The 12,355-nt window shown below is 50.7% G+C and carries 11 protein-coding genes; 1 reads left to right on the top strand and 10 read right to left on the bottom strand.

Annotated features, from left to right (window positions below):
- Positions 1-8: 8 nt before the first annotated feature.
- Positions 9-653 carry an endonuclease III gene (nth, locus tag G3M78_11630; protein ID QPJ66843.1) on the bottom strand — a complete coding sequence of 215 codons (645 nt, stop codon included), beginning with the start codon at positions 651-653 and terminating at the stop codon, positions 9-11.
- Positions 654-677: 24 nt separating this feature from the next.
- Positions 678-1,442, bottom strand: coding sequence for a formylglycine-generating enzyme family protein (locus G3M78_11625; protein QPJ66008.1), 765 nt, complete (start codon positions 1,440-1,442; stop codon positions 678-680).
- Positions 1,443-1,603: 161 nt separating this feature from the next.
- On the opposite strand from G3M78_11625, the gene G3M78_11620 reads away from it, so the two are divergent.
- The gene (locus G3M78_11620) at positions 1,604-2,518 is read left to right on the top strand and encodes a hypothetical protein (protein QPJ66007.1); all 915 of its coding nucleotides are present in this window, start codon (positions 1,604-1,606) and stop codon (positions 2,516-2,518) included.
- A 24-nt stretch (positions 2,519-2,542) separates the two neighbouring features.
- On the opposite strand, the gene carB is transcribed toward G3M78_11620, so the two are convergent.
- The 8 genes from carB to G3M78_11580 form a co-directional block, all read right to left on the bottom strand.
- Positions 2,543-5,764, bottom strand: a complete 3,222-nt coding sequence (gene carB / locus G3M78_11615) for a carbamoyl-phosphate synthase large subunit (protein ID QPJ66006.1) — start codon at positions 5,762-5,764, stop codon at positions 2,543-2,545.
- Positions 5,764-6,639 carry a hypothetical protein gene (locus tag G3M78_11610; GenBank protein ID QPJ66005.1) on the bottom strand — a complete coding sequence of 292 codons (876 nt, stop codon included), beginning with the start codon at positions 6,637-6,639 and terminating at the stop codon, positions 5,764-5,766. Before G3M78_11610 ends, carB begins: the two co-directional genes overlap by 1 nt.
- Positions 6,639-7,775 carry a glutamine-hydrolyzing carbamoyl-phosphate synthase small subunit gene (gene carA, locus G3M78_11605; protein QPJ66004.1) on the bottom strand — a complete coding sequence of 379 codons (1,137 nt, stop codon included), beginning with the start codon at positions 7,773-7,775 and terminating at the stop codon, positions 6,639-6,641. The genes G3M78_11610 and carA overlap by 1 nt, the downstream gene beginning before the upstream one ends.
- On the bottom strand, positions 7,772-9,073 hold the full coding sequence (locus tag G3M78_11600; GenBank protein ID QPJ66003.1) for a dihydroorotase: 1,302 nt from the start codon (positions 9,071-9,073) through the stop codon (positions 7,772-7,774). The genes carA and G3M78_11600 overlap by 4 nt, the downstream gene beginning before the upstream one ends.
- Entirely contained in the window at positions 9,057-9,992 is a 936-nt protein-coding gene (locus G3M78_11595; protein QPJ66002.1) for an aspartate carbamoyltransferase catalytic subunit, read from the bottom strand. Before G3M78_11595 ends, G3M78_11600 begins: the two co-directional genes overlap by 17 nt.
- 5 nt (positions 9,993-9,997) lie before the next feature.
- Positions 9,998-10,534, bottom strand: a complete 537-nt coding sequence (gene pyrR, locus G3M78_11590) for a bifunctional pyr operon transcriptional regulator/uracil phosphoribosyltransferase PyrR (protein ID QPJ66001.1) — start codon at positions 10,532-10,534, stop codon at positions 9,998-10,000.
- Positions 10,535-10,771: 237 nt separating this feature from the next.
- On the bottom strand, positions 10,772-11,026 hold the full coding sequence (locus G3M78_11585; protein ID QPJ66000.1) for a hypothetical protein: 255 nt from the start codon (positions 11,024-11,026) through the stop codon (positions 10,772-10,774).
- A complete protein-coding gene (locus G3M78_11580; GenBank protein QPJ65999.1) occupies positions 11,023-12,219 on the bottom strand; it encodes an MFS transporter in 1,197 nt (398 codons plus the stop codon). Before G3M78_11580 ends, G3M78_11585 begins: the two co-directional genes overlap by 4 nt.
- Between the last annotated feature and the right edge of the window lie 136 nt (positions 12,220-12,355).

Raw genomic sequence — 12,355 nt, 5'->3', positions numbered from 1 at the left:
ATTAAGGCTCAGCTAGATGTCTTGTCGGGAAATTCACATTCGGATCGAATCGCGCAGGCGCCGCACTTAAAGTTTTTCGCTGTGCACACATAACGACCGTGAAGAATCAGATAGCGATGCGCGTCTTTCAGCCATTTCTTAGGCGTTACTTCTAAAAGTTTCATTTCTGTCATGAGCACATTTTTTCCCGGAGCGAGACCGGTTCGATTGGCTAGCCGAAAAACATGCGTGTCCACTGCAATCGTCGGTTTTCCAAATCCTTCATTCAAGACCACATTAGCGGTCTTTCGTCCGACGCCTGGCAAACTCTCCAGAGCCTCACGATCATCCGGTACCTGACCTTCATATTGAGCGAGAAGTATTTGGCAGGTCTTTATAATATTCTTCGCTTTAGTGGGGGCCAGACCGATTGTTTTGATATAGGATCGCAGGCGTGTTTCACCGCATTCAATCAAACCTTGCGGGGTGTTATAGGATTTATAAAGTTCGCCGGTGGCTTTGTTGACGGATTTGTCGGTGGCTTGCGCGCTGAGTATCACTGCGATTAATAGCTCAAAGCAATTTTTATAATCGAGTTCCGAGCGCGCGTCTGGAAGGCTTTTCTTCAGCTTGGCGTAGATTCGATTGACGGTTTTTGAATCCACTGCGTTAATTTCAGAGATGTGTTTTTGCCATTATTATTTAGATGCAGACTTGGCGCAACGAACGCCCACCCAGAAATCTTCCGTTGCGTCTGCCAGGCCGCGCATTCGAATGGTCACGCGGATGTCTTTCTCTTCTTCAATCCAGGAGGCGCCTCGAATCACGCGCCAGCTTTGCATTTCGGTCGGTCCTTTAGGGTTATCAACCGGGCTTTCCTCGTAGTAATGCACGGAGTACCAGTCCTCAACCCATTCCCACACGCTTCCCATCATGTCGTGCAAGCCCCATGCGTTAGGTTTTTTGGTCCCTCGACGTGGGTACTCGCGGTAGGAATTGCCCCCCCACCAGAGATAATCATCATTGATGCCATCGCCCCAGGGATTGTCCGTCTGGGTTCCGGCGCGCGCCGCATATTCCCATTCCGCTTCAGTTGGAAGACGCTTACCCTGTTTGTGGCAAAACTCGCGCGCTTCCCGCCAGTTGATGCCGGAGACGGGGAGATCAGCGCCCTTATAAACCGAATTGTGATGACCCATAACCTTCTCCCACTTGCCTTGCCAGGCTTCATAGATATCCATGTAAAAATCATTCAGGCAGACTTTATGCGCAGGTCGTTCCCGGGTATTGTCCCATTCATCAAGGTTATACCAGAACACTTTATCTGTTCCCATTTTGTAACAGCCGCCTTTGATGAGTTTCATGTCCTCCAGGGCGGATGATGAACCCCATGCAGGAGTCTGTGGAATCGTCAACAAAAGTGTGATAATTAAAACGGGTAGAGACTGTATGGATTTGAGCATGGCATTAACGGGCAGTTGGAATAATATCAGTTCAGTATTTTCAAAAGTTTCTATAATAGTCTATTTGAACTACAATTTCCTGTGAAAATAATAAATGATTGAAGTTTTCCCGGCGTCTCTTCGTTAAGAAAATCAACACTCCTCATTCTGGATAATTTCGCATGTCCATTCCGTCTATATTCAAGAGCATTTGTATCGCCGTTACAGCGCTGGCGCTTGTCGCCCAGACAGCTCCCGTATGGGCGCAAGCTCGCATACTGATCGCGACCACGCCGATTGAGTCTCCACAAAACTGGGAGGAAGCGTATTCGCCCGGCGACTGGATACTGGAAGACATGCTGGCAGAGTTGGAAGGTAATTCCACAGTCCATTTCATTCCGCTTGATGCGCACACTCAAGGCGAAGAATCTATGAATCCATCGCTTGAAGCGCTCTTATCAAAGGAAATGGCGGGGGATGCGATGCCGACAATGATGAGTAAAAAAATTCCATCAGCGGCCCAGATCGTCTTGCGCGGACAAGTAAAAAAATTCGATCCAAACGCGCCGTCTCCAATTGCTTCAAAGGCGCCGTCCATTATGGTTCAGGAGCATGCGGCGCTTCAATTGGAATTAATGCTGATCGATACGCTGACAGGGAGGACTTTAAATCAGCGCACCCTGACTGTTAAATCCTCTGATGGGCGCAATCCTTTCACAAGTTCCGCCCGGGCAACTGCGGAATTTTATAGCGCTTCGATGGGAATTGCTGTGAAGAAAGCCGCGATGGAGGCGGCTCGCTGGATTGAATCTGCAGTCGCGAAAATCCCGCTGGAAGGGAAGGTCATTGACACGGGACCTGAAGAACGTCTGGTGACTATCAATCTGGGAACAGAGTCGGGCATCAAGGTCCGCGACTTATTCAATGTTTACTCGATCAAATTCCAATTGAAAGATCCAGACACGCATGCGGTTCTTGGAGATCAGTATTTGCTCGAAGGCGCGATCCGAGTCATTGAAGTGCAGGATAAAATTTCACGCGCTATGATACTTGCTGGGGAGAACATCAAAAAGAATCAATTGATCCGCATGAAGTGAAGTCGGCACATTTTTGCACCCGCCCTAGAATTCATAATCCTGCAAGGCCATGACCGACAAGGGCTGTTCCTTGATCGATTGAATGGCTTTAACCAGAGCGAAGGCGCCGGAGATTGTCGTGCAGTAAGGCAGATTCTGCGTTAAGGACGATCTGCGGAGGGAAAAGGAATCGCGCGTCGGTTGTTCGCCAAAAACCGTATTGACGACGATGTCGACTTCGTTATTGAGTATAGCCTGAACGATATGCGGCGGTCCTTCGGAGTTCTTGTTGATCGGCGTTGCGGTGATTCCATTTTTATTAAGATATTCCGCCGTGCCCTTAGTCGCCAGAATGCTGAATCCCAGCTTCAGAAAATCAGCCGCTATCTGAGCGGACGCTTTTTTATCCGCATCTTTAACGCTGATAAAAGCGACGCCCTGGGTGGGCAATTGCAAGCCGGTTGCGATTTGTGATTTGGCAAAAGCGTTGCCAAAGCTCAGATCGATTCCCATCACTTCCCCCGTCGATTTCATCTCCGGTCCCAACAGAATATCGACCTCTGTGAACTTGTTGAATGGGAAGACCGACTCTTTCACTGCAATATGTTTGATTCGTTTTTGTTCGGTAAAACCCAGCTCTTTCAAGGTTTTTCCGCCCATCACACGCGCCGCCATCTTCGCCAGCGGAATGCCGGTGGCCTTGCTGACGAAAGGCACGGTGCGCGACGCGCGCGGATTGACCTCGATAATGTAGACGAGTTCTTCCTTCACGGCGAACTGGATATTGAGCAAACCGATCACGTTCAATTCTCTGGCAAGCGCGTGGGTCTGCGTTTCAATCGTTTTTAAAACCTCGTCCGAAATGGATATGGGGGGAAGCGAGCAGGCGCTGTCGCCGGAATGGATTCCCGCCTCTTCGATATGTTGCATGATGCCGCCTATGACGACGTCGACTCCGTCGCCAATCGCGTCCACATCCAGCTCAACCGCGTCTTCAAGGAAATCATCAATCAGAATCGGATGCTCCGGCGAGGCCATGACCGCGTGTTCCATGTACTTTCTCAAACTGGTCTCGTTGTAAACAATTTCCATCGCTCTGCCGCCAAGTACATAAGAAGGACGCACAACAACGGGATAACCGATCTCGTTCGCAATCGCTACCGCTTGCTCAAAAGAAGTTGCGGTTCCATTTTGAGGCTGTCGCAAATTCAACTTTTTGATGACCTGGTTGAATCGCTCCCTGTCTTCAGCGCGATCAATATTTTCAGGACTCGTGCCTATGATGGGTACGCCTGCATTTAGCAGGGCGATCGCCAGACGGAGCGGCGTTTGACCGCCAAACTGGACAATGACGCCGTCCGGTTTTTCAACGCGGATGATATTCAGGACATCTTCAAAGGTGAGCGGTTCGAAATAAAGCCGATCCGATGTGTCGTAATCCGTACTCACCGTTTCCGGGTTGCAGTTGACCATGATGGTTTCATAACCATCCTCTTTCAGAGCGAATGAAGCGTGGACGCAACAATAGTCGAACTCAATGCCCTGGCCAATTCGGTTGGGGCCGCCACCAAGAATGATTATTTTTTTATGAGACGATGGCGCGGATTCGCATTCGTCCTCGTAGGTAGAGTAAAGATAGGGCGTGTGCGCTTCAAACTCGGCGGCGCAGGTGTCGACCCGTTTGTATACTGGAACGATGCCGTAACTGTTGCGCGCTTTCGAGACTTCGCTCTCAGAACATTTCAGCAAGCGACTCAGGTAGATGTCTGAAAAGCCAAACTGCTTGGCTTTGCGAAACAGAGCTTCATCCAGTTGCTGGAGCGATTTCAGACTTTCGATCCGTTTTTCCATGTCCACGATTTCTTTAATATTATGAAGAAACCAGGGGTCGATCCATGTTAAATCGAAAATCTCCTTTTCAGAGATTCCGCGACGGATCGCCGCCGCCACATACCACAGGCGATCCCAGTACAAACGCTTCAAAGCTTCTTTGATCTCATCGTCAGTCGCGCCCTGCGGGAATTTGGAAGCGAAAATTTCGCTCAGGCCATGAACGCCAATTTCCAGAGAACGTATGGCTTTCTGCAAGGCCTCTTTGAAGGTCCTGCCGATCGCCATGGCCTCGCCGACAGATTTCATCTGCGTCGTCAATACCGGCTCGGTCTTGAAGAATTTTTCGAAAGTGAATCGAGGGATTTTAACGACGCAATAATCCAGAGTCGGTTCAAACGATGCCGGGGTTTCCTTCGTGATATCGTTGGGGATTTCATCCAGCGTGTAGCCCACGGCGAGCTTCGCCGCAATTTTTGCGATGGGAAAGCCGGTTGCTTTTGAAGCCAGAGCCGAGCTTCGGGAAACGCGGGGATTCATTTCAATAACGATCATGTCGCCGGTATGCGGGTCCATGGCAAACTGGATATTCGAACCGCCGGTGTCTACGCCAATTTCCCTGATAATGTCAATCGAGGCGTCGCGCATGATCTGGTATTCTTTGTCCGTCAATGTCTGCGCAGGCGCCACCGTGATGCTGTCTCCGGTATGGATGCCCATCGGGTCCAGATTTTCAATCGAGCAGACAACGACGACGTTGTCTTTGGTATCGCGCATCAATTCCAGTTCAAATTCTTTCCATCCGAGAAGCGACTTTTCAATGAGCACTTCCTGTGCCGGGCTGATGCTGAGGCCGCGCAAGACCATCTCTTCGAATTCTTTTTCATCATAAGCGACGCCGCCGCCGCTTCCGCCCAGTGTGAATGAAGGACGGATGATGGATGGGAAGCCAGTTTCCGCGACGATATCGAGAGCTTCTTCGAGACTGTGCGCATGCCCGCTGGGCGCGATCTGATGGCCAATTTTCTGCATCGCCTGCTTGAATAAATTGCGGTCTTCCGCTTTGCGGATGGTGTGAGCGTTCGCGCCGATCATTTCGACGCCATACTTTTCGAGAACGCCGGATTCTGCGACGGCCATCGCCGTGTTCAGTCCCGTTTGCCCGCCCATGGTCGGGAGCAGGGCGTCGGGTCGTTCCTTGATGATGATCTGCTCGACCGTTTCCGGGGTGACGGGTTCGATATAGGTCCGGTCCGCAAAGTCCGGGTCAGTCATGATCGTTGCCGGATTGCTGTTGACCAGGATGACTTCGTAACCTTCTTCCTTGAGCGCCTTGCAGGCCTGGGTTCCGGAATAGTCGAATTCGCAGGCCTGGCCTATGATGATCGGGCCGGAGCCTATGAGCAGTATTTTTTTAATGTCGGTTCGTTTAGGCATCAGCTTGTATATATATCTTTTAAATCAATTTGGCGCGAGCGCTCCCATTTCAATTGCATGTAGCCCAGACGATGGGCCAACTGACAGTTGACGGTGCGTCCCTCAATTTTAATTTTCTCAATTTCGATGCGTTCTTTTTTATATTCAAAGGAACCGATTTCCTGTTCGAGTTGCGCGCAGGCGCCGAGCATATTCTGCTCTTCCACGATCAATTTAGCCCGTTTGGCTTCATTGCTTACGGATTCAATTTTATTGCGGAATTTTTCCAGTTTTTCCCTGTTTTTCTTGAGGCGTTTATGTAAGGTTTCTATCGAACTGTTGAGTTTCTTGATTTCCGATTTTGACGCCGTTTGTTCTTTGATCGCGTCCCGTATTTCGTTTTCTATGAATTTTCTCGCGTCTCTTGGATGGAAACAGAAATTACGGGTGAAATACAATGCGTCCTGATAGGGCAACAGCCGAGCCTGGAAAATATCGTTCTTGTCGAACATCATCTTGCCGTCCTGTTCCTTGACGGTGTAGGTCATTGCGTCGAACAGATTGAGCACGGTGACTTCTTTATCCCGGATTTTCTTTACAATAAAAATTCCGAAAATATTGCCCGTAAATCCTTTGCAGGCTTCAAGGTAATCTTCGTCCCAAATCGATTGATTCAACTCGATGAGCCGATCCAACTGGGTCGTTTCAGTTCCGGCAAGAATGCGATCGAACAAATACCACTCCAGAAACAAGGCCATACGAGTCTCATAGGCCTTGTCATCTTCGTAGATTTCACCGGCGGTTTTATGGTATTCGCTTTTGGCTTCGACCAGGTCCTTTGAGTAAGGCTCCTGGGTTCCGTCATTGATTATTTTTTCCAGGTAATTCCAGGGCATCAACGGGCTTTCATCATTTCTATGAATTCTTGAAACAGGTGATCAGAATCATGCGGACCCGGCGAGGCCTCGGGATGGTATTGAACGGATAATATCGACATTTCCTTGTGACGTATTCCTTCAACGGTTTGATCGTTGAGATTCAGGGAAGCGGATTCGAATCCTCCTCCAACAGATTGCGCATCGACTGAAAAACCGTGGTTCTGCGAAGTGATTTCAACTTTGCGCGTGGCCAGATCGATCACGGGCTGGTTGCCGCCATGATGCCCAAAACGAAGCTTGAAGGTTTTCGCGCCGAGAGCCAGGGACAGAATCTGATGCCCCAGACAAATTGCGAAAATCGGAGCTTTTCCGAGCAACTGTTTTACGGTATCCACCGCGTAAGCAACCGCATCTGGATCGCCGGGGCCGTTGGAAAGAAAAATTCCATCGGGTTTCATGTCGAGAACTTCTTGCGCCGGGGTGTTCGCAGGAACCACTTTGACGCGACAACCGGATTGCACGAGCTTGCGCAAAATATTCTGCTTGATACCAAAATCATAGGCGACGACAGAGAAACGATCTTTGGAAGCTCCGTTGGTCGACTCCGGTTTTAGCCGGATACGGCCCTCCGCCATTTCCCATTCTCCGACTGCCCAGTCATACGGGCTTTTGCAGGTGACCTCCCGAACCATATCGCGGCCTTCCATTGGCGGCTCGCTCTGCGCCTTTGCGCGGAGGGATTCGATATCGTCAGTCAGCGTGGACAACACAGCCTGCTGGGCGCCGTTGTCGCGGATATGCCGGGTCAGCGCTCGCGTGTCGATTCCCTGTATGCCGATGATTTGATGTTGTTTCAGAAATTCGTCCAGAGTTTGTGTGGAGCGCCAGTTGCTGGGAATGCCGCTCAGTTCTTTGACGATGAAGCCCTTGAGATGCGGCTTGTCCGATTCGTTGTCTTCCGGGTTGATGCCGTAATTGCCAATGAGGGGGTAGGTCATGACCACGATTTGACCGCAATAAGAGGGGTCGGTCAGGATTTCCTGATAGCCGAACATGCTGGTGTTGAAAACAATCTCTCCGATGGATTCGCCTTCCGCCCCAAAGGATTCGCCGCTGAACGATCTTCCGTCTGCGAGTACAAGAGTTGCTTTCATTGTTCGTCGGCTTCCGAAAATACAAGTTTTCCCTCTGCCAGGGTGTGCGTCACTTTGCCGCGCACCTCCCAGCCGTCAAAAGGAGTGTTCTTGCTGATGGACTTGAATTGAGAGGCGTCGACTTTGTAGCTTCTGTCCGGGTCGAAAATCACGACGTCGGCGGGTTTGCCGACGCCCAATGTGCCTCGGTCCAGACCGAAGATTTCAGCCGGTCGCGACGTCAGTTTTTCAATCGCCTTGTTCAAGGTGATGATTTTATCATCGACCAGTTTCAAGGTCAGGGGCAGGGCGGTTTCCAATCCCACAATTCCGAAGCAGGCGCAGGAGAAGGTGGTTTCCTTGTCCATCGCATGGTGCGGCGCATGGTCGGTCGCGATGATATCGATCGTGTCGTCGGCCAATCCCTCCTTGATGCGGTCTATATCGTTTTGCGATCGAAGCGGAGGACTCATTTTGGCGTTCGCGTCATAACCGCGCACCGCCTCATCCGTCAATATGAAATGATGCGGGGCGACTTCGCAGGTGATCTTCAAGCCTTGCGCCTTGGCGCGTCTCACCAGTTCGACTGAATTGCCGCTACTGATGTGAGCGACGTGAACGCGACCGCCGGTGCGAGGCAACAGGGATATATCGCGATAGACCATGATGTCTTCCGCTTCAACGGGCATGCCCTTCAGCCCCAATTCGGTAGAGACCGCGCCTTCATTCATGCACCCGCCCTGGGTCAGATCGAGAATCTCGCTATGCTGAACCAGAGGTAAATTTAACATTTTTGAATATTCAAGGGCCTTGCGCATGATGTCGTTGCTCATCACCGGGCGCCCGTCATCGGAAAATCCAACCACGTCCTCCGCCGCGCTCATGTCCGCCATGTCCGACAATTGCTCGCCCTTGAGTCCCTTGGTGATCGCGCCGAAAATATAAACCTTGACGATGCCCGTATCGCGCGCGCGCGCCTGCACCCATTCGGTGACGGAACGATTATCGATCACCGGGTCGGTGTTGGGCATCACCGCGACTGCGGTGAAACCGCCGGCGGCGGCGGATTGACAGCCGGTTGCAATGGTCTCCTTGTATTCGAAACCCGGTTCTCTGAAATGAACGTGCATGTCAATGAAACCCGGCGCGACGATTTTTCCGGCGGCGTCAATCTCTTTGTATTTTTCAGTAGGCTCGGGACTCAGGGCGCCTTGTGTTTCGACCGCCTTGATCAGACCGCGCTCGATGAGAATATCGTAGAGACCGTCCAACCCGTTTGCAGGGTCGATCACCCTTCCATTTCTAATGATCCACTTCATCGTTTCCTCCAAGAAGTAGATACATCAAGGCCATTCGCACAGCGACTCCGTTCGTGACTTGATTGAGAATAATAGATCGCGGCCCTTGCATGACATCGAGGGCTATTTCCACTCCGCGATTGACGGGACCGGGGTGAATTATAACCATATCTTTCCGGGAGCGCTTTAATTTTTCCTGAGTCAGGCAAAATAAATTCGAATACTCGCGTAGATTGGGGTAGGGACTGCCCTCCTGCCGCTCTGATTGGATGCGGAGCATCATCACGGCGTCGACATCGACCAGAGCATCTTCCAGATTGTGGAACACTTCAACGCCCATCGATTCCATTTGATCCGGAATCATTGTCGGCGGAGCGGCCACGCGCACTTTCATGCCCATGGTTTTCATGGCGAAAATATTGGATCTCGCGACCCGGCTGTTGGCGATGTCTCCTACAATGGCGACGGTCAGTCCCTCAAGCCTGCCTTTGTTTTGCTGTAAGGTCAGCAAGTCGAGCAGGGCTTGTGTGGGATGCTCATGAGAACCGTCGCCAGCGTTGATGATCCTGCATTTGACATGTTTCGAAATGAGGTGAGGCGCTCCCGAGTCTGAATGTCGGATGATGAGAATGTCGGGATTCATTGCCTCCAGCACGCGGGCCGAATCAATGAGATTTTCGCCTTTAACGGCGCTGCTGGTCGATCCCGATATATTGATGACGTCGGCGCTGAGGCGTTTGCCTGCGATTTCAAACGAGGTGCGGGTGCGCGTGCTCGGTTCAAAAAATAAATTCACTACCGTTTTTCCGCGCAATGCAGGGGCTTTTTTAATAGGTCGTCTGGAAAGCTCGCAGAAACTTTCCGCCGAGGTCAGGATGGTTTCGATATCTTTGCGCGTCAGGTCTCTGGCGCCGAGAATGTGCTTGACTGACAGGGGCATGGCGTTTAGCTGGCTTCTCCTATCATGGCGTGGTCCTGACCGTCTGTTTCCTTGAAATGAACCTGAACGCGCATGGATCGCGAGGTGGGGATATTTTTACCGACAAAGTCGGGCCGAATGGGCAGTTCGCGGTGTCCGCGATCAATCAATACCGCCAATTGCACGAGCGAGGGGCGTCCGAGATCCATCAAGGCATCAATGGCCGCGCGTATGGTTCTGCCCGTAAACAGAACATCGTCGCATAAAACGACGACCAAACCTTCGGGTGAAAAGGGTATGTTGGTTTCCTTGACTTCGGGATTTTGCTTGCCGATCCCGACATCGTCCCGGTACAGCGTGATATCGAGAATCCCGTGAAGCACTTGCGTATCTTCAATTTCCTGAATTTTTTCCTGAAGACGTTTCGAAAGGATGGCGCCTCGGGTGCGGATTCCGATGAGAGCGAGATTGTTTGCGCCTTTGTTTTTTTCAACGATTTCGTGGGCGATTCGGGTGATGGCCCGGGAGAAGTCTTTCTCTTTCAATATTTCTGAACCGGTCATCGTATTGCCCTCGCAGGATAAAAAAATACCCCTCGTTGCCGTTGCAAAGAGAGGTCGATACAAAATGGGGCAAATTGTAGAGGCATGCTGGATTCCTTAACGATCTCACAGGATCGTTTTAAAGTCATTAACGAACTGGTTCATACTAACGAAGCCCGGGGGCGTCGTCAACATATAATCAATTGAAGCATTATTTTTTGTTTCGTTTACACGCAGGTTGCACAAACTTTGGATGAGTTACTTCTCTGATAACTCCTTCATCCGTTGTTCCCACTGCTTGATTAGCGTTTCCAAAGTGGCGACATGTTTCTTTTCCTCCTCCTTTAGATCCTGGTACATGCGTCTCATGCCAATATTTTCTTCCGTATCCGGGGGCGTTTTCTCAAGCAGGGTTTCATAATACTGTTCTGAATTTCTCTCGCTGACAAGCGAACGGTTCAGCGCTTCCAGACGTCCTTTAATCGTGCCAATTGTTTCATCCTGTTGGTTCATGCTTCCCTCCCATTCTTTAATTCTGACTTCGTATCATTGAATTGGAGCGCCAACGTCGCAATGAGCGCAAGAGCCGCTCCGACAAAAAATGCAGGCCCGTGTCCCCAGTTTTGCCAGATCATCCCGAACAACAGACTGGCGGGCAGGGCGGCCAGCCCGAGCGTCAGGTGAAAATAACCCAGAGCGGTGCCGCGCAGATGATCTGGCGCCAAGGCCACGGCCAAGGCTCGTTCCGAAGGCTCTACCAGACCATAGTATAATCCATAGAGCATGAAGACTGCGATAATTCCAGAGATGGAATCCGTGATAGCGAACAGAAGATAAACGACCGCATAGAAAATCCATCCAAGACCGAGCTGACGTCGATGCCCCCAACGGTCGGACAAACGGCCTCCATAATAATTAGCCGCCATCTTGATGATATGGTGAAGCGACCACAAGACCGCCACCCAAGTTGCAGAAGCTCCTGCATCGGAAAGTCGAAGTAAAATAAAAGCGTCCGTGGAATTGCCTAAAGTGAAAATGAAAATGCTGAATAAATACAATTTGTAGTTGCTGGACAGACGATTCCAGGAACTCAGTTTTATCGGTTTCGATAAGGGCGTCGGAGCGGCTACGGGTGTGCGCGAACTTTCTTTGATTCCAATCCATGCGATTAAGAAGCTGATAGCCGCTGGAATGGCCGCCAAAAAGAACACCTCGCGTAGAGAAATAGTGGGGAGCATCAATAAAAGCGCGGCGACCAGAGGGCCGATCACCGCGCCCGCATGATCCATAGCGCGATGGAAACCGAATGAGGCTCCGCGATGCTCTGGCGGGCTGACATCGGCGATCAAGGCATCCCGGGGCGATGTGCGAATTCCCTTTCCCACGCGATCCATGAAGCGCAGGGCAAGAACTGCGGGCCAGGAACCTGCCAGGCCGATCAGCGGTTTGGCCAGACCTGCCATCCCATATCCCACAAGAATGAAGGGTTTCCTTTTCCCGCTTCGGTCGGTCCAGATTCCAGAAATCACTTTGAGCAACGAGGCCGTCGCTTCTGCAATACCTTCTATCAGACCCAGCCTGAAGGCGCCCGTTCCGAGGGTCTTGAATAAAAACAGCGGCAAGAGCGGGTAGATCATTTCGCCTGCCATGTCATTGAACAGGCTGATGATTCCCAGAAGGAGAACGGTTGGATGAATGTATTTCATAAGAAAGCGCAATAGAGCAGAAGGCTGACTTTGGCGAATCTATTGAATTTATTAATAATATTTTTTAATCGCGTCTATTTCCGTTATTATATCCCAAAGGGTCATTGGACCTTTTTTTATTATTTTCAAATACTTC

Source organism: Candidatus Nitrohelix vancouverensis, from assembly GCA_015698305.1.
GTDB lineage: Bacteria > Nitrospinota > Nitrospinia > Nitrospinales > VA-1 > Nitrohelix > Nitrohelix vancouverensis.
This window is presented reverse-complemented; position numbering and strand designations above follow the sequence as displayed.